The organism is Edwardsiella sp. A.80236 (assembly GCF_044540725.1).
In the GTDB taxonomy this organism is placed as follows: Bacteria; Pseudomonadota; Gammaproteobacteria; order Enterobacterales; family Enterobacteriaceae; genus Edwardsiella; species Edwardsiella tarda.
The window spans coordinates 133886-155532 of the sequence record NZ_JBIUCY010000001.1 but is presented as its reverse complement, the minus strand read 5'-3'; the positions used below and the strand labels follow the sequence as shown (position 1 = coordinate 155532).

General features: G+C 57.1%; 20 protein-coding genes and 1 other annotated feature. Of the genes, 18 read left to right on the top strand and 2 right to left on the bottom strand.

What is annotated here, in order from left to right; genetic code table 11:
• The first annotated feature begins 81 nt into the window (after positions 1-81).
• From ACEQFP_RS00675 to ACEQFP_RS00625, 11 genes are all read left to right on the top strand, one after another.
• The gene (locus ACEQFP_RS00675) at positions 82-798 is read left to right on the top strand and encodes a hypothetical protein (protein WP_370547327.1); all 717 of its coding nucleotides are present in this window, start codon (positions 82-84) and stop codon (positions 796-798) included.
• 814 nt (positions 799-1612) lie between these two features.
• Positions 1613-2362 (top strand): LacI family DNA-binding transcriptional regulator, encoded by a 750-nt coding sequence (locus tag ACEQFP_RS00670; RefSeq protein ID WP_370547326.1) that lies wholly within the window; start codon positions 1613-1615, stop codon positions 2360-2362.
• Positions 2341-2616: a substrate-binding domain-containing protein gene (locus tag ACEQFP_RS00665; RefSeq protein WP_370547325.1), complete on the top strand. Its 276-nt coding sequence runs from the start codon at positions 2341-2343 to the stop codon at positions 2614-2616. The genes ACEQFP_RS00670 and ACEQFP_RS00665 overlap by 22 nt, the downstream gene beginning before the upstream one ends.
• Before the next feature lie 270 nt (positions 2617-2886).
• Complete coding sequence (locus ACEQFP_RS00660; protein ID WP_225856934.1) at positions 2887-3801, top strand: TRAP transporter substrate-binding protein; 915 nt, start codon at positions 2887-2889, stop codon at positions 3799-3801.
• 107 nt (positions 3802-3908) lie between these two features.
• Positions 3909-4388 (top strand): TRAP transporter small permease, encoded by a 480-nt coding sequence (locus tag ACEQFP_RS00655; RefSeq protein ID WP_068870744.1) that lies wholly within the window; start codon positions 3909-3911, stop codon positions 4386-4388.
• Positions 4385-5665, top strand: coding sequence for a TRAP transporter large permease (locus tag ACEQFP_RS00650; RefSeq protein ID WP_005294734.1), 1281 nt, complete (start codon positions 4385-4387; stop codon positions 5663-5665). Before ACEQFP_RS00655 ends, ACEQFP_RS00650 begins: the two co-directional genes overlap by 4 nt.
• A gap of 126 nt (positions 5666-5791) precedes the next feature.
• Positions 5792-6793 carry a glyoxylate/hydroxypyruvate reductase GhrB gene (gene ghrB / locus ACEQFP_RS00645; RefSeq protein ID WP_370547324.1) on the top strand — a complete coding sequence of 334 codons (1002 nt, stop codon included), beginning with the start codon at positions 5792-5794 and terminating at the stop codon, positions 6791-6793.
• 170 nt (positions 6794-6963) lie between these two features.
• A complete protein-coding gene (gene ybjG / locus ACEQFP_RS00640) occupies positions 6964-7572 on the top strand; it encodes an undecaprenyl-diphosphate phosphatase (protein WP_097364485.1) in 609 nt (202 codons plus the stop codon).
• A 269-nt stretch (positions 7573-7841) separates the two neighbouring features.
• Positions 7842-8606 carry a DNA-binding transcriptional repressor DeoR gene (deoR, locus tag ACEQFP_RS00635; protein ID WP_047059503.1) on the top strand — a complete coding sequence of 255 codons (765 nt, stop codon included), beginning with the start codon at positions 7842-7844 and terminating at the stop codon, positions 8604-8606.
• A gap of 825 nt (positions 8607-9431) precedes the next feature.
• Positions 9432-10724, top strand: a complete 1293-nt coding sequence (locus tag ACEQFP_RS00630) for an HAAAP family serine/threonine permease (RefSeq protein WP_005287844.1) — start codon at positions 9432-9434, stop codon at positions 10722-10724.
• Between the two features lie 98 nt (positions 10725-10822).
• A complete protein-coding gene (locus ACEQFP_RS00625; protein WP_005287847.1) occupies positions 10823-12190 on the top strand; it encodes an L-serine ammonia-lyase in 1368 nt (455 codons plus the stop codon).
• 72 nt (positions 12191-12262) lie between these two features.
• On the opposite strand, the gene ACEQFP_RS00620 is transcribed toward ACEQFP_RS00625, so the two are convergent.
• Entirely contained in the window at positions 12263-13462 is a 1200-nt protein-coding gene (locus tag ACEQFP_RS00620) for a serine hydrolase (protein WP_035596025.1), read from the bottom strand.
• A 464-nt stretch (positions 13463-13926) separates the two neighbouring features.
• Between ACEQFP_RS00620 and ACEQFP_RS00615 the strand changes: the two genes are divergently transcribed.
• From ACEQFP_RS00615 to rimO, 3 genes are all read left to right on the top strand, one after another.
• Positions 13927-14478 carry a kinase inhibitor gene (locus ACEQFP_RS00615; RefSeq protein WP_005287858.1) on the top strand — a complete coding sequence of 184 codons (552 nt, stop codon included), beginning with the start codon at positions 13927-13929 and terminating at the stop codon, positions 14476-14478.
• A gap of 19 nt (positions 14479-14497) precedes the next feature.
• Complete coding sequence (locus ACEQFP_RS00610) at positions 14498-15331, top strand: AraC family transcriptional regulator (protein ID WP_005287861.1); 834 nt, start codon at positions 14498-14500, stop codon at positions 15329-15331.
• A gap of 102 nt (positions 15332-15433) precedes the next feature.
• On the top strand, positions 15434-16759 hold the full coding sequence (gene rimO / locus ACEQFP_RS00605) for a 30S ribosomal protein S12 methylthiotransferase RimO (RefSeq protein WP_005294722.1): 1326 nt from the start codon (positions 15434-15436) through the stop codon (positions 16757-16759).
• 264 nt (positions 16760-17023) lie between these two features.
• Here rimO and ACEQFP_RS00600 read toward each other — a convergent pair whose 3' ends face one another.
• The gene (locus ACEQFP_RS00600; protein ID WP_370547323.1) at positions 17024-17854 is read right to left on the bottom strand and encodes an SDR family oxidoreductase; all 831 of its coding nucleotides are present in this window, start codon (positions 17852-17854) and stop codon (positions 17024-17026) included.
• A gap of 296 nt (positions 17855-18150) precedes the next feature.
• On the opposite strand from ACEQFP_RS00600, the gene hisL reads away from it, so the two are divergent.
• The 4 genes from hisL to hisC all read left to right on the top strand — a co-directional run bounded on the left by hisL (position 18151) and on the right by hisC (position 21645).
• The gene (hisL, locus tag ACEQFP_RS00595) at positions 18151-18198 is read left to right on the top strand and encodes a his operon leader peptide (RefSeq protein WP_106389040.1); all 48 of its coding nucleotides are present in this window, start codon (positions 18151-18153) and stop codon (positions 18196-18198) included.
• Positions 18174-18306, top strand: a sequence feature (His leader region). It overlaps the preceding gene by 25 nt.
• A gap of 54 nt (positions 18307-18360) precedes the next feature.
• Entirely contained in the window at positions 18361-19260 is a 900-nt protein-coding gene (gene hisG, locus ACEQFP_RS00590; protein ID WP_370547322.1) for an ATP phosphoribosyltransferase, read from the top strand.
• A gap of 4 nt (positions 19261-19264) precedes the next feature.
• Positions 19265-20575 carry a histidinol dehydrogenase gene (hisD, locus tag ACEQFP_RS00585; protein WP_370547321.1) on the top strand — a complete coding sequence of 437 codons (1311 nt, stop codon included), beginning with the start codon at positions 19265-19267 and terminating at the stop codon, positions 20573-20575.
• Positions 20572-21645, top strand: coding sequence for a histidinol-phosphate transaminase (gene hisC, locus ACEQFP_RS00580; protein WP_370547320.1), 1074 nt, complete (start codon positions 20572-20574; stop codon positions 21643-21645). The genes hisD and hisC overlap by 4 nt, the downstream gene beginning before the upstream one ends.
• The last annotated feature ends 2 nt before the right edge of the window (positions 21646-21647 follow it).

The following is a 21647-nucleotide window of genomic DNA, read 5'->3' as shown; positions in this document are numbered from 1 at the left end:
TGGGATGGTGCTAACTTAAGCACTTTTCTATAGCCTTGGCCTCTTGGTGAACAGATTACACAGCGAGAACTAAGGAGATGTATGAGCGTTGAGCAAACCGGATTTCGAGAGATTTTCAACTTTGAGCACCACCTCACCTCTGAGGGGAAGTTTTTCATTGGCCCCTACGAAATAACTGTCAGTAAGGAGCACATTGGGGGGGACTTTGCTCGGTCAAAACGGTTAATTTTTAGTAGTACTTTGGATTCTTCGGGGTTCAAGCAATCCGTGAAAGAAGAACCTTCCAGCTCTGGCACTTGGAGCATAACCGCTGTTGTAGCAGAGCATGAAAAGCTTGATCAAGCCTCCGTACTCTTGCCTGACAATCCATGGCTGAATGGAGCCTACGATCTATCGGTAATTCTTTCGCTTCTCAGCGGTCGCCATACGCGGGTTGGAAATGGTGTCGAGCCGTACTTGCCGGTGTCGCCTGGGCAGGCTATCACCAGTAAAAACTTCTTCCGTACTGACCCAATGGTCGACTGGACACTGCTTCCTGTTCTGCGAGAAGCGGGGGCTGGGGAAGCGGTGGAAACAGTGCTTTTGGCAATGACTAATGACAATATAGGCGTGAAAATTGCGATGGGCTCGGCCGCGCTTGATGGGCTGAACACCCGCTGGTATAAAGTCTCAGGTTCCAATCCTTATACTCGCGAAGTAAAAGCGAAGATCAAGGCTGCGGGTCTGGAATTTAAGAAGAATCTTGAAAAAGCATGTGTTAATCAAAATATTATTGATGATATCATGCCACGCTTGTAAAACCTTGCGAATGAATCTGCGCTTGCCAAACTCGCTGCCTTTTTGAAAGCCGGTGGCATGTATCCGGAAAATCCAGATGATGAAGCGCTGAAACGACTCAAATGGCTGAATGTCCTTCGTAATTCAGTTGCGCACTCAGGCTCGATCAGATTGGACATCGCGGAATCTCCTGAGGCATCTTTACGGGTAGCGGGCTACTGTCGCACTTCTGCTCCAAGACATCTGCCGGATTTACATTGCGAAGTACCTACTCAAGATTGAAGACTATGGTGTTGATAAGGCGCAGCAGGTCGTGATGGCCTTCTTCCTGAACGGGACATATAACGGCCAAAAAATCCTTATCGAAGACAACGAGACCTACCAACAACGGCTGATTGACCACTACGAAGAATTTGGCAATCTCGACCTTTAACGACAGGTTTGATCGGCTAGTACTTAATGGTCTCTAAAAAACTCAGGCCGCAGTCAGTAACCCCACTGTGGCACAAGATGTAGGGGACGACCATTCCATTAACAAAGTCGGGAACTGCCAATAAATCATATATCTGATACGAGCCATCTGACCAAACAGGAAAAACTGTCTTATCTCCAGTGAGCCGAACCGTGTTGAGGCAACCATCAGCTGCTATGCCAACCTCCGTCCACCTCCCCAATGAGAGCCTCTCCTCAATACACCAGCCAACCCACAACATATAATGTGAAGACATTTACTTTATTGATAATATTTCTATGCTATCGCTAACCGCTAGCGCACCATCGTTTTATATGCCTCCCAGATGGAGAAGGTCGCACCGACCGACAGGATAACCGTGTCATGCCAACGATTCGTGATGTAGCCCGAGTAGCCGGCGTAGGGAAAAGCAGCGTCTCTCGCTATCTGAACGGCGAACAACATGCACTCTCTAACTCGCTTAAAGCCCGCATCGCACACGCCATCGAGCAACTCAACTATCGCCCCAATCCGGTGGCACGCAGCTTAAGGAATGGGCAAACTCGCCTGTTGGGACTAATCCTGGCGGACATTGCTAATCCCTACTCTCTCGGTCTGATACAGGGTATCGAGTCAGTCTGCCAACAGCGGGGCTTCACGCTGTTACTCGGTAATAGCGCCAACTCGGCTGAGCAGATGCAACGTTACCTGACATTCTTTGCCAGCTATCGGGTACAAGGTCTCCTGCTGCATCCTCCGGCCATCGCCCTCAGCCCTCAACCGACCTCACCACTACCCGACTTGCCACATGTCATCATCGATCGTGACATGGCGCAAACTGCGGGCGATTTCGTCGGACTGGATAATCAACTCGCTATGCAGCAAGCCTGCGCCCATCTCTACTCCCAACACTATGATGCGCTGCTCTTTCTTAGCGAACCCATCGCTCATATCTCTTCACGTAGCGAGCGCTGGCAGAGTTTTCAACAGATTACAGCACGATATCCTACCCGGTTGGCTCAATGCGCTCAGGTTGAGCGTGAAGACAACAATGCACTCGACATGCTGTTATACGACTTTTACCAACAGCAGCGCGACGTCGGGGGGCGATATTGGTCGCCAATGGTGCCCTGACCCAACAGGTCACTCTCGCGCTGCTACGCCTTGGCCTACGCTGGGGTCACGAATTGGGGTTACTCGGCTTCGACGATGCCGAATGGTATCGCCTGGCCACGCCGACCATCAGCGCGATCCGCCAACCGACCATGCAGATAGGTATCCTCGCCGCCGAACGATTGATCCAGCGTTTGAACGGCGATCTCAGCGATTTCTGTGAACAACGTTGTTTACCTGAGTTAATTATCCGTCAATCAACATGCTCTAATTGAGTCACTCTCACATTTTTATCTTTCGACTCATGATCAATTAATCATCTGTGATGAGTTTCACTTTGACTGGGACCGGTCCCAATTATATTGGCTGCGCCATATAGGCACTCTCTCCCTCATGGAATCACCGCGCCGATGGAGCATATATAATGCAAATAAATAAATAAATTCTTCTCTATACCCATTATAACCAGAACCCTTATAGCCAGCGCCCTTATTCTTCTCCCCCTTACCAGTTCAGCCACCGACATTCATTCCCGCATCCTCAAAATGCCGATCGTTAACGCCATCGATCATCCTCAAGGCGTTGGTGCCAAGGTCTTCGCCGAGGAGGTAGCTAAAAATAGTAACGGTAAGATCAAGATAAAGATCTTTCCCAACGGCACACTCGGTGGTGAGCAACAGGTAGCCTCAGCTATGCAGGGTGGGACGATCGAAGTCTCGATGATGTCGCCAGCCCAGATTGTCGGGACCGTGCCACAATTTATCGTATTGGATTTCCCCTTCACCCTAAAAAATGAAGCCCAGGCCGACGCCGTATTAGATGGCCCCTTCGGAAAACAATTGATGAGTTATATGCCGGAGAAGGGTTGGGTCGGTCTAGCCTATATGGAACAAGGTTATCGGAGCATCAGCAATAATAAACGCCCGATCAACACACTGGAGGATATTAAGGGATTAAAAATTAGAACTATCCTTAATCCGTTATATATCGACATGCTGAATGCTTTAGGGGCGAACGCCATTCCTATGCCCTTCCCCGAGCTCTATACCGCGATGGAGACTAAGACTGTCGATGGCCAAGAAAACCCGGAAACCTCTATCGATGCCAATAAATATTATGAGGTACAAAAATACTTTAGCGGCACACGTCATATCTACAATCCCCAAATGCTGATGGTCAGTAAGAAGCTCTGGGACCAACTCTCGGAGGACGAGCGGCAGATTTTCCAGCAAGCCGCCCTGACGGCGCGTGACGCCCAACGCCAGTTCGCTCGTGAGATGACCGAGAAATCGCGGGCGAATCTGCTGGCCAATGGTATGCAGCTCAATGAGATCTCTGCCGCCGAACTGGCTCGTATGCAGAGCGTGGTCCAGCCGGTCATCGATAAATACGCCGCCAAGCTAGATCCTGAACTGGTCAAACAATTTCAGCAGGAGTTAGCCCGTACCAACAATCTATAAGCGTCCTCACCCATCCCGTCGGTAACGGCCCCAATGCCGCTGATGCGAGAGACACAACGCACGTTGGGGAGTGAGTGAAGGGAAGACTCAACTCAGGGAACATCGCGATGGCTGTATTCGAAAAATATCTTATTACACTGATCAACGGGATCATCGTCGCTTGTCTTGCCGCCATGATGGTGATGGTCTTCGTCAATGTGGTGCTACGTTATGGCTTCAACACTGGTATCACCTTCTCCGAAGAGGTCTCACGGCTATGCTTTGTCTGGATGACCTTCCTCGGCGCGATTATCGCCATGCGCGATGGTAGTCATATCAATGTGGACTCCTTGCTCAACCATCTCCCCGCGCGTGCTCAACAAGGCTGTATGCTGATCGGCCATGGCCTCATCATCTTCGTCTGTAGCCTATTACTCGAGGGCGGCTGGCAGCAGACCCTGATCAACATCACGACCCACTCCCCCGTCACCGGTTGGCCAATGGCTTCACTCTATATCACCAGCGTCATCGCCAGCATTGGCATCGCCTTATATGCACTCCGCAATATTCTGCGCCTATTATGTCAATGGCAGGGGGAGAGACGATGATCCTGTTTATCTTCCTCGGCATCCTACTTGGCAGCCTCGCCATCGGTGTTCCCATCGCCTTCGCCCTCTTTCTCTCCGGTATCGGATTGATGTGGCATATGGATCTCTTCGATGCACAGCTGATCGCACAGAATGCCGTCGACGGCACCAATAACTTCGTGTTGTTGGCGGCGCCCTTTTTTATGCTGGCTGGCGAGTTTATGAATGCGGGCGGTCTCTCACGCCGTATTGTTCGCATGGCGCTGGCTTTAGTCGGTCATATTCCCGGCGGTCTCGGCTATGTCGCCGTCTTTGCCGCCATCCTGATGGCCAGTCTCTCCGGCTCGGCACTGGCTGATACCACCGCACTGGCGGCGATGCTGCTTCCCATGATGCGCGATGCGGGTTATAACCTCAATCGCTCTGCCGGCCTGATCTGTTGTGGTGGCGTGATCGCCCCGGTGATCCCGCCCAGCATCGCCCTAATCCTCTTCGGCGTCGCCGCGCAGGTATCTATCACCAAGCTATTCATCGGCGGTATCGTACCCGGTATCCTGATGGGGCTGAGCATCCTCATCGTCTGGGGGTGGATTGCGCGCAACGATCAACACGTTGCAACCTTCGCCAAACCTAGCAAGGCCGAGCTCTGCCAGATATTTCGCCAGGGATGCTGGGCGATGGTATTGCCTTTCATTATCTTATTCGGCTTGAAGTTCGGCCTATTTACTCCGACAGAAGCCGGGGTCGTCGCCGCGGCCTATGCGCTGTTTGTCGGCAGGTTTATCTACCACGAACTTAACTTCCACGATCTCTACCGACTCTTCCTTAATGCCGCCAAGATGACCGCCACCGTGATGTTCCTAGTCGGCGGGGCGATGGTCACCTCCTGGCTAATCACCGTTGCCGATCTGCCGGGAGAGTTACTCACCGTGCTCGAACCTTTCGTCGACCATCCCACCCTATTTCTACTGGTATTAGTGACGCTGCTATTCGTGATCGGCACCGCGATGGATCAGACGCCGATCATCCTGATTTTAGCGCCGGTGTTAATTCCTGTGGTGAAAGCCGTCGGTATCGATCCGGTCTATTTTGGCATCATCTTCGTCATGATAACCGCACTGGGACTGATCACTCCGCCTGTCGGCACCTCGCTCAACTCGGTATGCAGCGTCGGTAAACTCCAGATCGGAGCCGTGACCTTGGCCATGATGCCCTTCTTACTCGCCGAGTTTTCGGTGGTGATCCTGCTGATCATCTTCCCGCAAATCGTCACCGTACCGTTGGCCTGGATGGGCTAAGGCTTATCCGGTCATCGACTCCCTTAATGGCCCTCGTTCAGAGGCGCCATTAAGGGAGATCATGGCGGCGCGCTATTCTGTGCCGCCTTTCCTCGCGGCTCATCACACTTCACGGAGAAAGGCACCATGAAACCAAGCATTGTTCTCTATAACTCCCTGCCTACCGATCTGCAACAGCGCCTTACTGAGCACTTTACCGTGCATCGCTTCGCGGCTCTCACCGCTGACAATCGCCAGCAAGTAGAGGCCGCACTCCCCGATGCCATCGGCCTGATCGGTTCCGGCGCCGTCATCGATGCCACCCTATTAGCCCATGCGCCACGACTGCGCGCCATCTCGACCATCTCCGTCGGCATCGATCAGTTCGATGTCGACGACCTTTCCCAGCGCGGCATCGCTCTCATGCATACCCCCGATGTCCTAACTGAGACCACCGCCGATACGCTGTTTATGCTATTGATGATGACTGCCCGACGAGCTCTGGAACTGGCTGAATGGGTCAAGGCAGGCGCATGGCGGGACAGCATCGACGCCCGTCATTACGGCATCGACGTGCATCATAAAACCATCGGCATCGTCGGGATGGGGCGAATCGGTTATGCCTTAGCGCAACGCGCGCATGCTGGCTTTAACATGTCGGTATGCTACCACAGTCACCATGCACATCCCGCAGCAGAACGGGTATTCGCCGCCGAGCGCTGCTCGTTAGAAACCTTGCTTGCGCGCGCCGATTTTGTCTGCTTAACGCTTCCACTCACCGCTCAGAGTCAAGGTCTAATCAATGCGCAGCGACTCGCTCAGATGAAGCCTGGCGCGATCCTAATCAATGGTGCCCGGGGAAAAATTGTCGATCAACACGCTCTGTTCCAAGCACTACAATCGGGCCAACTGCGCGCCGCCGGGTTGGATGTCTTCGATCCTGAACCGCTCCCCGTCGACGATCCGCTACTCCGGTTAGCCAATGTCGTTGCATTGCCACATATCGGCTCGGCGACCCATGAGACACGCTATGCGATGGCGCGCTGCGCGGTAGAGAACCTGATCGCCGCACTGACTGGCGATATCCGGCGCAACTGCGTGAATCACCATTCACTCCATCAATTCCTCCACGCCCCACGAGCGGAATAAGGTTTCCTTAAGCCTGGCCGATTACGCTGTGGTTAAACCCGGCGACAACCGCCGCGCATTAGCATTGGCGTCGGCGAGCGCTTCTCCCTATAGTTTAGCGTTCGTCCGCTCGCCCTAGGCGAGGTCGGGCTGCCGTCCTCCCTGTTCCGTTGTTGATTGAGTCTGTTTGCATGGAAGAGTTTAACCGCACCCTTTTTCTGTGGATCAACGCCACGCCGCACGCACCGCAAGCCTGGCTGATGTTCGCCCGCTTTATCGCCAAAGATGTGATCCTGGTGATTCCCCTGACCATCGTCGCCGGCTGGCTATGGGGCAATGCCGCGCGGCTGCCCGCCCGTCGGGTGATCATCAGCCAGGCGACGCTTACCCTGATCATCACCCTCCTGTTGGCCCAGATCATCGGCTGGCTACTGCCCCATCCGCGCCCCTTCGCCATTGGGCTGGGTCATCAGTTCCTCCCCCATGCGCCCGATAGCTCCTATCCCAGCGATCATGGCTGCGCCATCTTCAGCTTCGCATTGGCGTTCCTGCTCTGGTCGCCGAGCAAGTGGCCCGGATTGGCGCTACTGCTCTGTGGCCTCGCCATCGCCTGGTCACGCGTCTACCTTGGCGTGCATTGGCCGCTGGATATGATCGGCGCCTTCCTGGTCTCCCTGGCCAGCTGTGGCCTGGTACAACTGCTCTGGCCATCTTATGGCAACGCGCTGGTAGCGGCGCTACAGCGCCTTTACCGTCGCCTGTTCGGCTACGCGATTCGACGTGGTTGGGTGCAAAACTAAGCGTGGAATAATCAGGTGTTACACGCGTGATGCGTGATGCGTGACAAATAAAAATGTCACGTAATCATCAAGAAACGGCGTATCATGTAGGGGAAGTAACACAGTATGCTTTCCCTACGCGTCGTTTCCACGCACCTAGGGTGCATGCTGAAGTTGATGAAAGTCAGGTATGGCTGCGCAGGTCGAGGTGTCTTGCGTTGTATCAAACGGCGGCCCCCTCCCTCCAGGCTCGTCGACGCCATTCACGGAATCACACAGCGAGAGAGATTATGGAAGCCCGGCGTTACGATCGTATCAATCGCCTATCTCAGGCACTGAAACGTACTGATAAGCTGCACCTGAAAGATGCGGCCGAATTACTGAATGTCTCTGAAATGACCATCCGCCGCGATCTGGCGGCCCAGAACAGTGATGTAGTGTTGCTGGGCGGTTATGTCGTACTGGATCCCAAGATCCACCAGAGCGTGCGCTACTTTGTCAGCGATCAGCAGGAAAAACAGGTCAAAGAGAAACGCCACATCGGCGCCTTGGCGGCGAAACAAGTGCAGCAAGACGATGTGGTCTTTTTCGATTGTGGGACGACGGTGCCCTTTATCATCGATGCCATCGATGAGCAGTTGCGCTTTACTGGCGTCTGTTACTCGCTGAACACCTTTCTCGCCTTACAGAGCAAGCCCCACTGTCGGGTGATCCTGTGCGGAGGGATCTTTAACCCAGATAGCGCCATCTTTGTCGCTAGCGACGGCGCCAGCGAGTTAGACAACCTCTGCCCGACGCTCGCGTTCGTCTCCGCGGCTGGTATCTCGATTAAACAGGGAGCGACGTGCTACAACCTCGACGAGATCACCATGAAGCGCAAGGCTCTGCTATGCTCTCGGCGCACTATCTTGATCGCCGACGCCAGCAAATTTGGTGAGGTACGCAGCGCCTGGATCGCGCCCTTGGAGCAGTTTAGCGCCCTCATCTGCGATCAAGCGCCGCGTGCTGAATTAAAGAACTATCTTCAGACACACAAAGTACAATTATTATACTAGCCCTCACGGTGCTCACCTGCTTTATCGTTGCCGTCGTTATTAATTCTCTCGCTAGACATAACAACGGCAGCCTTATCCCCCGGTATAAAATCCCCGCAAGATTTTTCTCTCGTTAAAGTGTGAGCCACTATTCAGACTACAAAATTAATTATCATACATAATATGTAATATCAGGAATGGGCTCTTTTATTATTCGTAAATTATCTGGAACGATAACGGTTGCGTTATTTTTCAACGACTAGATGAATAATTAATCCGAATTGAAGAATCTTGACCTTTCCTTAAAAAGACTTTTAAAAACAATGCATTAAAAATGCAGCCTCGGCGTAACCTATAAGAGTTATTTCACTGTAATTCAATTAAATAGGGGAAAATGGTGCAGCAGAATATTCATCACATACTCTCTACATTTTTTTACTTAACTCGCTAATTATGTTAAGCGGCGCGATTTTATTTGTTAAGCCTTTGTTTGACTTTTGACCAAAAATCCGGCAAAAAACGGCAAAAAATAAATGAATATTGCATTTGCGAGCCTGATCACGGACGTTTAAACTGTAAATCTATATCTTTGCGCCCGAAAAATGCTGTAGCACACCAACAAGAAAAGTTGTTTTCTGAACGGATTCAATCGGTTCGCTGTTCTCAAGAAATAGCGAGCGATTACTGTTTGTGCTCTTTTCCGCTCAGCGGCTTTATTTTAACGGATTAAACTTTTTTCGTTTTTTCATTAGGAATTATTAACTCACTCAGTTCCCTGATTGAGCGTCTGTTTGCCCATGGGGTAAATAGGCCAATCAGAACACATGTGTTCAATTTGGAGACACTATGGACACCACTCAAACTGGTACTATTGCTTCTACCTCCGCCGCAAAGAGTGCCTGGCGTAAGTCAGACACCATGTGGATGCTGGGCCTGTATGGTACGGCGATCGGCGCGGGCGTTCTGTTCCTGCCGATCAACGCCGGCGTCGGCGGTCTGATCCCGCTGATCATCATGGCGATCCTGGCATTCCCGATGACGTTTTTTGCTCACCGTGGTCTGACCCGTTTCGTCCTGTCCGGTAAAAATCCGGGCGAAGACATCACGGAAGTGGTTGAAGAGCACTTTGGTATCGGCGCAGGTAAACTGATTACCCTGCTGTACTTCTTTGCCATCTACCCGATCTGCCTGGTCTATAGCGTCGCTATCACCAACACCGTGGAAAGCTTCATTACTCACCAGTTGGGTATGACGGCCCCGCCGCGTATCCTCCTGTCCCTGATCCTGATCCTGGGTCTGATGACCATCGTACGTTTCGGTGAGCATCTGATCGTGAAGGTCATGAGCATCCTGGTTTACCCGTTCGTCGCGGTACTGATGATGCTGGCTCTGTATCTGATCCCGAACTGGAACGGCGCCATCTTCGACAGCGCGGCCATCGCCAGCTCTGCCTCCGGTAGCGGCCTGTGGATGACCCTGTGGCTGGCTATCCCGGTCATGGTGTTCTCCTTCAACCACTCACCGATCATCTCCGCCTTCGCCGTGGCGAAGCGTGAAGAGTACGGTGACGAACTGGCCGAGAAGAAGTGTTCTCAGATCCTGAGCTACGCGCACATCATGATGGTTCTGACCGTGATGTTCTTCGTATTCAGCTGCGTCCTGAGCCTCTCTCCGGCGGATCTGGCCGAAGCCAAGGCACAGAACATCTCTATTCTGTCTTACCTGGCTAACCACTTTAATACGCCGGTCATCGCCTTCGCAGCGCCGATCATCGCCTTCGTGGCCATCACCAAGTCGTTCCTGGGTCACTACCTGGGTGCTCGTGAAGGCTTCAACGGTCTGGTCATCAAGTCACTGCGTGGCCGTGGCAAGAGCATCGAAATCGGCAAACTGAATAAGATCACCGCGCTGTTCATGCTGATCACCACCTGGGTCGTGGCGACGCTGAACCCGTCCATCCTGGGCATGATCGAAACCCTGGGCGGCCCGGTTATCGCGATGATTCTGTTCCTGATGCCGATGTATGCCATCAACAAAGTACCGGCCATGCGCAAGTACAGCGGCCACATCAGCAACGTATTCGTTGTCATCATGGGTCTGATTGCCATCTCCGCAATCCTGTACACCCTGTTCGGTTAATTCAGCTCGACAACTCGACCGGCGTGTCTTCGCGCCGGTCGTTTTTTTCGCTTGGCAACCGCTTTAATTCCCAGCCTTGATGAATTATTGGAGGCGATATGATTAGTGTTTTTGATATCTATAAGATCGGCATTGGCCCATCCAGCTCCCACACTGTCGGGCCGATGAAGGCCGGTAAACAATTTTGCGACGACCTGATCGAAAAGGGTCTACTGAACGACGTCACCCGCGTCGTTGTTGACGTTTATGGCTCCCTGTCGCTGACCGGCAAGGGGCACCACACCGACCTGGCCATCATCATGGGCCTCGCCGGCAACCTGCCGGATAGCGTCGATATCGACAGCATTCCTGGCTTTATCAAGGATGTGGAGACCCGTGGTCGTCTGCTGATGGCGAACGGTCGCCACGAAGTGGCGTTCCCGCTGGAAACCAGCATGAACTTCCACGAGGATAACCTCTCCCTGCACGAGAACGGCATGCGCATCACCGCGCTGGCCGGCGATCAGGCGATCTACAGCAAGACCTACTACTCCATCGGCGGCGGCTTCATCGTCGACGAGGAGCACTTCGGTCAGCAGGGCAGCCAGCAGGTTTCCGTCCCCTACCCTTACGCCAGCGCCGCCGATCTACAGCGTCTGTGCAAAGAGTCCGGCCTCTCGCTCTCCGGCCTGGTGATGCAAAATGAGCTGGCGTTGCACAGCAAAGAAGAGATCGACGCGCATTTCGCCCGAGTCTGGGATGTCATGCGTACCGGTATCGAGCGTGGGATGAACACCGAAGGCGTATTGCCGGGGCCGCTGCGCGTGCCGCGTCGCGCTTCCGCGTTGCGCCGCATGCTGGTCACCAACGACAAGATCAGCATCGATCCGATGGCGGTGGTCGATTGGATCAACATGTTCGCCTTCGCGGTCAACGAAGAGAACGCCGCTGGCGGCCGTGTCGTCACGGCACCGACCAACGGCGCCTGCGGGATCATTCCGGCGGTCTTGGCCTACTACGACAAGTTTATCCGTGAAGTTAACGCCAACTCCTATACCCGCTACTTCCTGGCCTCTGGGGTCATCGGTACGCTGTATAAGATGAATGCCTCCATCTCTGGCGCCGAAGTGGGCTGCCAGGGTGAAGTCGGCGTCGCCTGCTCCATGGCGGCGGCCGGTCTGGCCGAACTGCTGGGCGGTAGCCCGGCACAGGTCTGCATGGCGGCAGAGATCGCGATGGAACATAACCTGGGTCTGACCTGTGACCCGGTGGCGGGCCAGGTTCAGGTGCCGTGCATCGAACGTAACGCCATCGCCGCCGTCAAGGCCGTGAACGCGGCGCGTATGGCCCTGCGTCGTACCAGCGAACCGCGCGTCTGCCTGGATAAGGTCATTGAGACCATGTACGAAACCGGTAAGGACATGAACGCCAAGTACCGCGAAACCTCGCGCGGTGGCCTGGCGCTGAAGGTGCTCTCCTGCGGCTAAGGTTGCGCTAAACATAAAATGCCCGGCATTGGCCGGGCATTTTTTTGCAGGCATTCGGCGCGACAGGCGTATTTAGCCGAACCAGCCGCCGAACAGGCTATGCAGCTTCAGCATAATAAAGTCGATGATGCGGCCAAAGAAGCCCGCCTCCGGCACCGCCTCCAACACCACCAGCGGACGCTGCTCGATGCTCTTGCCATTGAGCTGGAAGTCGATGGTGCCGACCACCTGCCCCTTCTTCAGCGGCGCCTCCAGCGTCGGCTGGGTTAGGGTATAGCTGGCCTTGAGATCCTTCATCTGCCCGCGCGGGATGGTGACCGCCGCGCTCTTATCGACCCCGAGTGCGACCTCGCTGCGCTCGCCGTACCATACCTTCTGGGTGGTGAACGGTTGGCCGATCTTGATTGGCGTCACGGTTTCATAGAAGCGGAAGCCCCAGGTCAGCAGTTTCTTGCTCTCTTCAAAACGCACCCGATCGCTCGGCGCGCCGAGCACCACCGAGATTAAGCGCATCGGGCCGTCGGTGGCCGAGGCCACCAGGTTATGCCCGGCGCCATTGGTAAAGCCGGTCTTTACGCCATCGACGTTCAGGCTCGTGTCCCACAACAGACGGTTGCGGTTAGTCTGGCGGATGTTGTTGAAGGTAAATTCCTTCTCTTTATTCAGCTGGTACTCATCCGGCACATCGGCGATCAGATGCTGGCTGATCAGCGCCATGTCACGCGCCGAGCTGTACTGCCCTGCGGAGTCCAGACCATGGACGGTGCGGAAGTGGGTGTTCTTCAGCCCCCAGGACGCCACATACTTGTTCATCAGGTTGACGAAGGCGTCCTGACTGCCAGCCACATGATCCGCCAACGCGATACTGGCGTCGTTACCCGATTGGATCACCACGCCACGGTTCAACTCCGATACCGGCACGCGATCGCCTGGCTTGAGAAACATCAACGAGGAGCCACGCAGCACCGGGTTGCCCGTCGCCCAGGCATCCTTACCGACCACCACCATGTCACCGGGGGCGATCTTACCGGACTTCAACGCCTGACCGATGACGTAGCTGGCCATGATCTTGGTCAGGCTGGCCGGGTCGAGACGCTGATCAGCATTGCCCTCCGTCAGCACGCGGCCACTATCATAATCCAATAGAATATAAGCCTTGGCGTTGATCTGCGGTGGCGCCGGTTCGGCGGCAAGTAACGGTAAGGCAACCAAGGTCAGCCCCGCCCCCAGCGTTAGCCGGCGGAGAAAGAGAGTAAGCGCACGATTCTTCATGATAAGACCAATGTGTCCATTCAAATGATCAAACAACGCGTCATTGCCCGCAGCAATGCGCCTGGAATAGCGTTGGCAGCGACACCGTATCGTGGGGGAGGGACTCCGCCCGCCACCACCCGGCGGACAATCCTGCCGAGAAAGCATGACTTAATTTTATGACATTTCACGCCGTTATAGCGCCGCTAACAGGATTTTTTCCATGTAAAGACACTTCTTGACGCGCGATTGTGGGCGGGGGCACATTTTTCTCGGTTATCCATTCGCACCGAGGAGCGCGCCGCCGCTCTCCACCAAGCGCCGCGCGCCCCATCCCGCCGCAATGAACACTATGCCGTAACGGTCATTCCCCCCCATATGGGCACCATCGGATGAGCGATTCGGCACAATCTCAGAGCGTTTCGGCACAACATCCCCCCGCCGGCTCGGGTAGGCTATCGTCATCATCACAGAGGAGCTATCCCATGACTAAGACCACCGTTTCCCTGGCAGCCCTGGCGCTGCTCTCACTGCCGGTACACGCCCAAGACTTCACCCTGAGCAGCCCAGATATGCAGCCAGGCCAACAGATGAGCAATCAGCAGGTGTTCGCCGGTTTCGGCTGCCAAGGCGGCAACCGCTCCCCGGCGCTGAGCTGGTCCGGCGCCCCGCAAGGGACCAAGAGCTTCGCCATCACCGCCTATGATCCCGACGCACCGACCGGCAGCGGCTGGTGGCACTGGACCGTCGTCAATATTCCGGCCACCGTGCATCATCTGCCGGCCGGGGCCGGAGCACAGGACAGCACCACCCTACCCGCCGGCGCGGTTCAGGGGCGTAACGACTTTGGTTATGCCGGTTTCGGTGGCGTCTGCCCGCCCGCGGGAGACAAACCGCACCGCTACCAGTTCACCGTGTGGGCGCTGAAAACCGATAAACTGCCGATCGATAATGCTTCCAGCGGTGCCTTGGTTGGTTTTATGCTGAACGCCAACAAACTGGCGACCGCCCAACTGGTGCCGGTATACGGTCACTAAGATCCGGAGAGCGCGCGACATGCCACAGCCCGTCATCCCTGTTCCGACGCTGCAAGAGATCAGCGCCCGCCAGAGTCATCAACTGCGGCGCGTCACCCTGTTCAGCCCGGCCCTCTGCCTGATACGCCAAGGCAGCAAGACCATTCAGTGGGGAGAGCGTTGCGAGGTTGCCGGGGAGGCATCGTTGGTGCTGTTCCCGGCGGGCAGCGAGGTGTGCATGGCAAACCAGCCGGGGGGCGGCTACTATCGCGCCGAGATGCTCTACCTACCGGCGGCGCTGTTGCAGCAGTTTCGCCGCCGTTATCCTCAGCCGACGCCCCCCGAAGGGGCGTCCCGCTCCTGCTGCCTGGCGATGACGCCGACGCTGACGCTACTGTGGCAGCAACTGTTACAGGGATTACGTCTGCCGCTGGCGCCCACGCTGCTCAATCATCTGGCCGAAGGGCTACTGTTGGCGCTCCAGCCGAGCGGCCACAGCGCGCTGCTGCTGCATGAGCGCCACGACCGCCTGACAGAGCAGATCCAGCAGTTGTTACTGCTCGACCCGGCCCATGCCTGGCAGGCCGGGGAGGTCGCCCAGCGCCTGCATATGGCCGAATCGACCCTGCGCCGCCGCCTGAGCGCCGAAGGCAAAAGCTTTCGCGATATTCTCGATGAGGTACGCCTTGGCCAGGCGTTGCTGGCGATCCAGTCGGGCAACGCCCCGATCGGCGATATCGCCGGCCAGAGCGGCTACGCCAGCCCATCACGTTTCACCGCCCGCTTCGTGCGCCGCTACGGCCTGACCCCCAGCGCCCTACGCCAAGCGTTGCGCCAGCCCGACGCCCCTCAGGCTGGCTCGGCGCTCGTCTAATTCCCTCTGCGGCGGACACGGGAGAAATAGCGGTACAAATTCAGCGCAGGGCGCTGTAAAATCCCTGCCCTATCATAACCAGACACGATGAATTTTTACGCTATGAGCAATCAATCCCGCCAGCCGAAGATCGGCTTTATCTCACTCGGCTGCCCAAAGAACCTGGTCGACTCCGAGCGCATCCTGACGGAACTGCGCACCGAAGGCTATCTGGTGGTGCCGACCTATGAAGACGCCGATCTGGTGATCGTCAACACCTGTGGCTTCATCGACAGCGCGGTGCAGGAGTCGCTGGAAGCCATCGGCGAGGCGTTGAATGAAAACGGGAAAGTCATCGTGACGGGTTGCCTGGGTGCCAAGGAGAATCAGATCCGTGAGGTGCATCCCAAGGTGCTGGAGATCTCTGGGCCGCACAGCTATGAACAGGTGCTGCATCACGTACACAAATATGTCGCCAAGCCGCAGCACAACCCCTTTACCAGCCTGGTGCCGGAGCAGGGCGTCAAGCTGACGCCGAAGCACTTCGCCTACCTGAAGATCTCCGAAGGGTGTAACCACCGCTGCGCATTCTGCATCATCCCCTCTCTGCGTGGCGATCTGGAGAGCCGCCCGATCGGCGCCGTGTTGGACGAGGCCAAACGCCTGGCCGATTCTGGCGTCAAAGAGTTGCTGGTGATCTCGCAAGATACCTCCGCCTACGGCGCCGACATTCAACAGCGTACCGGCTTCTGGAACGGCCAGCCGGTTAAGACCAGCATGCTAAGCCTGTGCGAACAGCTGGCGACGCTGGGCGTTTGGGTGCGTCTGCACTACGTCTACCCCTATCCGCACGTGGATGATGTCATTCCGCTGATGGCGGCGGGTAAACTGCTCCCTTATCTGGATATCCCGCTGCAACACGCCAGCCCGCGCATCCTCAAGCTGATGAAGCGCCCGGGCGCCGTCGAGCGCACCCTGGAGCGCATTAAGCGCTGGCGCGAAATCTGCCCGCAACTGACGCTGCGTTCCACCTTTATCGTCGGCTTCCCCGGCGAGACGGAGGAGGACTTCCAGATGCTGTTAGACTTCCTGCGTGAGGCGCGTCTGGACCGCGTCGGCTGCTTCCAGTACAGCCCGGTCGAAGGCGCGGCGGCCAACGCCCTGCCCGATCAGGTTGCGGATGAAGTCAAGCAGGCGCGTTATGATCGCTTTATGCAATTGCAGCAGCAGATCTCCGCCGAGCGACTGCAAGAGAAGGTAGGGCTGACCCTGCCGGTGATCATCGACGAGGTGGATGAGGAAGGTGCCATCGGGCGCAGCATGGCCGATGCACCGGAGATCGACGGTGTGGTCTATCTGAATGGCGAGCGCAACGTTAAAGCGGGCGATATCGTCAACGTCACCATCGAAAATGTCGATGAGTATGACATGTGGGGCTCTCTGGCCTAATACTTATGGCGCACCGTGCCTGCGGTGCGCCATAACGATCCCATAAATTCATCGTTCTTCTCCTCATCGCCCCTACTGCCCTGGCATGGGTTAGCTACTTTGTATAAAACAGCCATCTTGCAGATAAAAATAATAAAAATATCATTTTACGCCATTTATCTCCCCATCACTCGGCATAAAACGATGCGCTTTTTTACTCGCTGAGACAAAAAAACACCAACAGAAAAAACAACGCCGCCATCATGGGCGGCGGCGTCTCACTCCTTATTCATAGGGCATCACGTTAGGATCAGAGTAACGATAGACAAATCCCAGCTCATGATGAATGCGCGAGCCATCTACCGACTTACCCGCCGCGTCCCCATCCTCCGCCGTGCGGAACTGCGGCGGCGTCAAGCCGAGGGAGCGGGCCAATGACGGGTAAAACTGCTGACGCGCCGGATGATGCGGTGCGCACAGGTTATAGATATGCCCCCCCTGCGGCTGTTCGAGCAGCAGTTGGATCGCCGCGATCGCATCGTCCCGATGCAACAGATTAACCCCGGCGTTACCGCCCGGTAGATCGGTTTTCCCCGCCAGGAAGCGCCCCGGATGACGCCCCTCCCCCACTAACCCGGCGAGACGCAACACGTCGACCGAGGTATGGGGCAGATCGTGTAGCCAGCGCTCCAGATCGGCCAGTGCCTGGCCGGCCTGACTCGTGGGATACAGGGGCGTATCCTCATTCACCTCACCCGCCACATCGCCATACACCGAGGTCGAGCTAAGGAAAATGATACGCGCTACCCCATAGCCCAACGCGCTATCCACCAGCTGACGCACCGCCTGACGATAGGCGATACCGCCATCGTTACCACAATTGGCCGGCAAGGTGATCACCAAGGCATCGACGCGTAACAACTGCGCCAAATCCTCCTCGTCGCACTCCAGTTGCGGTGCCAGCAGCAATGGATAACACTCCACGCCGCTCAAGCGCGCCGCCTCGACCCCATCCGGCGTGGTCTTACTGCCCACCACCTGATAACCGCGCGCCAATAGCGATAACGCCAGCGGCATGCCTAACCAACCTAACCCTACGATAGCCACTCGCTTCATTGCCCTCTCCTCATCTCGGCCCCGCCGCGTCTCGTCGTCGGCATATTCTCCGTTAAGGCTACGCTGCCCGCGACGGTTAGACAATTGTTACTCGCGACAACGCAGGTGACACGCAGCCTCGGCACCTCCCCTGATGGTGGGCGGGCAGCGCGTCATTGACCGCTGAACAAAAAAGCGCTTGCCAGGCATGACCGAATTGGTTTAGGTTAAAAATCACTGAGCGCATACTGCGCAGCATCGTCAAGGCGATGCATTATTGATTACGGGCACCACCCAGAAATACGGACACCATCATGCTGACTCGCGTACTGTTTAACCACCACCATCATCATCACCCTGACTAGTTCTTTCAGGCGGATGAGTGCTGGAAGACGGTCAACGGATCTTCCAGTGGCGACAGACGCAAGATGTGAAAAAGCCCTCGGAAGATCTTCTTCCGAGGGCTTTTTTGTTGTTCATCATTCACAGGCACCGGCCACACGGGCCGGCAAGTAAGGGGTAACATCATGTTGGACAAGACACGTTTACGCATCGCCATGCAAAAATCTGGCCGTCTGAGCGAAGACTCTCAGGCACTCCTGGCCCGCTGCGGGATCAAAATCAACCTGCATCAACCACGCCTGATCGCCTTCGCCGAGAACATGCCTATCGATATTCTGCGGGTGCGTGACGATGATATCCCTGGCCTGGTGATGGATGGCGTGGTCGATCTGGGCATCATCGGAGAAAACGTGCTGGAGGAGGAGTTACTCTCTCGTCGCGCCCAGGGTGAGGATCCGCGTTACAGCTTACTGCGCCGCCTCGACTTCGGCGCCTGCCGCCTGTCGCTGGCGATGCCGCTCGATGCCCCTTACGACGGTGTCCGTTGCCTGCGAGACTGCCGCATCGCCACCTCCTACCCACACCTGCTCAAACGCTATCTCGACGAGCAAGGCGTCGCTTTCAAGTCCTGCCTGCTCAACGGCTCGGTCGAGGTGGCTCCGCGCGCCGGTCTGGCCGACGCCATCTGCGACCTGGTCTCTACCGGCGCCACGCTGGAGGCCAACGGCCTGCGTGAGGTCGAGGTGATCTACCGCTCGAAGGCCTGCCTGATCCAGCGTGATGGGGAGATGGCGCCCGCCAAGCAGGCGCTGATCGAACGCCTGTTGACTCGCATCCAAGGAGTGATCCAGGCGCGGGAGTCGAAGTACATCATGCTGCACGCCCCGAGCGATCGCCTGGATCAGATCATGGCGCTGTTGCCGGGTGCCGAACGCCCGACCCTGCTACCACTGGCGGGCGACCAGAAGCGTGTCGCCATGCACATGGTCAGCAGCGAGACGCTGTTCTGGGAAACGATGGAACAGCTCAAAGCCCTGGGTGCCAGCTCGATTCTGGTGTTGCCGATCGAAAAGATGATGGAGTGAGACCATGAGCCGCTTTGCTACCCTGATCGAATGGAATGCCTGTAGCTCCGAACAACAGCAGGCCCTGTTACAACGTCCGGCCATCGACAACGCCGCCGAGATCGGCGCCAGCGTCACGGCGATCCTCGAAGAAGTGCGCCAAGATGGTGACGCCGCCCTGCGCCGCCTCAGCCAACGGTTCGACCGCGTTGCGCCCGAACAATTGTGCGTGACGCCACAGGCGCGCGACGCCGCCGCAGACGCCCTGCCGGAAACGCTGAAACGCGCCATGCGTCAAGCGGCGGACAATATCGCCCGTTTCCACCGCGCCCAACTGCCCCGCGCCATCGAGGTTGAGACCCAGCCGGGGGTGATCTGCCGTCAGATCACCCGCCCCTTGGATACCATCGGCCTGTATATCCCCGGCGGCAGCGCCCCGCTGCTCTCCACGGTGCTGATGCTGGGTATCCCGGCGCGCGTCGCCGCCTGCCGCCGGGTGATCCTCTGTTCGCCGCCACCCATCGATCCGGCGATCCTCTATGCCGCCAGCCTGTGCGGCATCAACGAGATCTTCCAGGTCGGCGGTGCCCAGGCGATCGCCGCCATGGCTTACGGCAGCGAGTCGATTCCACGCGTCGACAAGATCTTCGGCCCGGGGAACGCCTACGTCACCGAGGCCAAGCGCCAGGTCAGCCAGCAGGTACAGGGCCCCGCCATCGACATGCCGGCCGGTCCCTCCGAGGTCTTGGTGATCGCCGATGAATACGCCAATCCGGCCTTTATCGCCGCCGATCTGCTCTCTCAGGCAGAGCACGGCCCCGACTCGCAGGTGATCCTACTGACCCCGGATACCGGGTTAGCGCAGCAGGTCGCCGAGCAAGTCGAGGCACAGTTGGCGCGCTTGCCGCGTGCGGCCATCGCGCGCCAAGCCCTGGCGCAGAGCCGACTGATCGTGACCGACTCGCTGGCCGACTGCGTGGCGATCAGCAATCGCTACGGGCCAGAGCACTTGATCATCCAGACGCGCGACGCCGCCGCCTGGGTCGATGGCATCACTAGCGCCGGCTCGGTATTCCTCGGCGACTGGTCGCCGGAGTCGGTCGGCGATTACGCCTCGGGCACCAACCATGTGCTGCCGACCTATGGCTACACCGCCACCCACTCCAGCCTGGGCGTGGCCGATTTCCAGAAACGCATGACCGTGCAACAACTCAGCCCCGCCGGCCTGCTGGCGCTGGCGCCGACGGTCGAAGTCATGGCGCAGGCCGAACGCCTCGACGCCCACAGCAACGCCGTCAGCCTACGGGTTGCCGCCATTAGGGAGAGCCAAGCATGAAACCGATCAGCGCACTGGCGCGCCAGACTATTCAGCGCCTGACCCCTTATCAATCCGCGCGTCGCCTCGGCGGCCAGGGTGACGTCTGGCTCAACGCCAACGAATACCCGCAGCCGGTCAGCTACCCGCTGCGTAGCTCCGCCTTTAACCGTTACCCCGAGTGTCAGCCCGCCGAGCTGGTCGCGCATTATGCCGACTACGCCGGTTTGACACCCCAGCAGGTGTTGGTCAGCCGGGGCGCCGACGAGGGGATTGAGCTGCTGATCCGTACCTTCTGCGAGCCGGGGTGCGATGCGATGCTCTACTGCCCGCCTACCTACGGCATGTATGCCGTCAGCGCCGAGACCTGTGACGTCGAGCGGCGCTGTGTGCCACTGGATGCCGACTGGCAGCTGGATCTCCCCGCCATCGCCGCCGCCCTCGACGGCGTCAAACTGGTGTTTGTCTGTAGCCCCAATAACCCAACGGGCAACCTGCTCGACCCCGACGCGCTGCGTCATCTGCTGGCGCTAACCGCCGGGCGAGCGCTGGTGGTGGTGGACGAGGCTTACATCGAGTTCGCCCCCGAGGCCAGCGTCGTCTCTTGGCTCGCCGACTATCCCCATCTGGTGGTGTTACGCACCCTCTCGAAGGCCTTCGCCCTGGCCGGACTGCGTTGTGGCTTTACCCTCGCCAGCAGCGAAATCATCGCCCTCTTGCAGAAGGTGATCGCTCCCTATCCCCTGCCATCGCCGGTGGCCGACATCGCCGCGCAGGCGACCACGCCCGCCGGGATCGCCGCCATGCGTGAGCGGGTGGCCTACATCGTCGCGCAGCGTCAGGCGCTGATCGCACAGTTACTGCGCTGCGACTGTATTCAGGAGGTCTATCCTTCTCAGGGGAATTACCTTATTTTCCGCAGCGACCAAGCCGCCCAGATTTTCCAGACCCTGTGGCAACAGGGCATCATTCTGCGCGATCAGAGCCGCCAGCCGGCGTTAGCCAACTGCCTACGTATCACCATCGGCAGCGACGCCGAACATCAGCGGGTGCTCACGGTGCTGCGTCGTTATAGCCAGGAGGGGAAGTAACC

Excerpts from the sequence above, each read along its gene's own strand:
- hisC (WP_370547320.1), top strand. The coding sequence starts at position 20,572 with ATGAAACCGATCAGCGCACTGGCGCGCCAGACTATTCAGCGCCTGACC.
- ACEQFP_RS00610 (WP_005287861.1), top strand. The coding sequence starts at position 14,498 with ATGCCACAGCCCGTCATCCCTGTTCCGACGCTGCAAGAGATCAGCGCC.
- ACEQFP_RS00660 (WP_225856934.1), top strand. The coding sequence starts at position 2,887 with ATGCCGATCGTTAACGCCATCGATCATCCTCAAGGCGTTGGTGCCAAG.
- ybjG (WP_097364485.1), top strand. The coding sequence starts at position 6,964 with ATGGAAGAGTTTAACCGCACCCTTTTTCTGTGGATCAACGCCACGCCG.
- ACEQFP_RS00625 (WP_005287847.1), top strand. The coding sequence starts at position 10,823 with ATGATTAGTGTTTTTGATATCTATAAGATCGGCATTGGCCCATCCAGC.
- ACEQFP_RS00615 (WP_005287858.1), top strand. The coding sequence starts at position 13,927 with ATGACTAAGACCACCGTTTCCCTGGCAGCCCTGGCGCTGCTCTCACTG.
- hisD (WP_370547321.1), top strand. The coding sequence starts at position 19,265 with ATGAGCCGCTTTGCTACCCTGATCGAATGGAATGCCTGTAGCTCCGAA.
- ACEQFP_RS00600 (WP_370547323.1), bottom strand. The coding sequence starts at position 17,854 with ATGAAGCGAGTGGCTATCGTAGGGTTAGGTTGGTTAGGCATGCCGCTG.
- ghrB (WP_370547324.1), top strand. The coding sequence starts at position 5,792 with ATGAAACCAAGCATTGTTCTCTATAACTCCCTGCCTACCGATCTGCAA.
- rimO (WP_005294722.1), top strand. The coding sequence starts at position 15,434 with ATGAGCAATCAATCCCGCCAGCCGAAGATCGGCTTTATCTCACTCGGC.
- hisG (WP_370547322.1), top strand. The coding sequence starts at position 18,361 with ATGTTGGACAAGACACGTTTACGCATCGCCATGCAAAAATCTGGCCGT.
- ACEQFP_RS00675 (WP_370547327.1), top strand. The coding sequence starts at position 82 with ATGAGCGTTGAGCAAACCGGATTTCGAGAGATTTTCAACTTTGAGCAC.
- ACEQFP_RS00655 (WP_068870744.1), top strand. The coding sequence starts at position 3,909 with ATGGCTGTATTCGAAAAATATCTTATTACACTGATCAACGGGATCATC.
- ACEQFP_RS00670 (WP_370547326.1), top strand. The coding sequence starts at position 1,613 with ATGCCAACGATTCGTGATGTAGCCCGAGTAGCCGGCGTAGGGAAAAGC.
- deoR (WP_047059503.1), top strand. The coding sequence starts at position 7,842 with ATGGAAGCCCGGCGTTACGATCGTATCAATCGCCTATCTCAGGCACTG.
- ACEQFP_RS00650 (WP_005294734.1), top strand. The coding sequence starts at position 4,385 with ATGATCCTGTTTATCTTCCTCGGCATCCTACTTGGCAGCCTCGCCATC.
- ACEQFP_RS00630 (WP_005287844.1), top strand. The coding sequence starts at position 9,432 with ATGGACACCACTCAAACTGGTACTATTGCTTCTACCTCCGCCGCAAAG.
- ACEQFP_RS00620 (WP_035596025.1), bottom strand. The coding sequence starts at position 13,462 with ATGAAGAATCGTGCGCTTACTCTCTTTCTCCGCCGGCTAACGCTGGGG.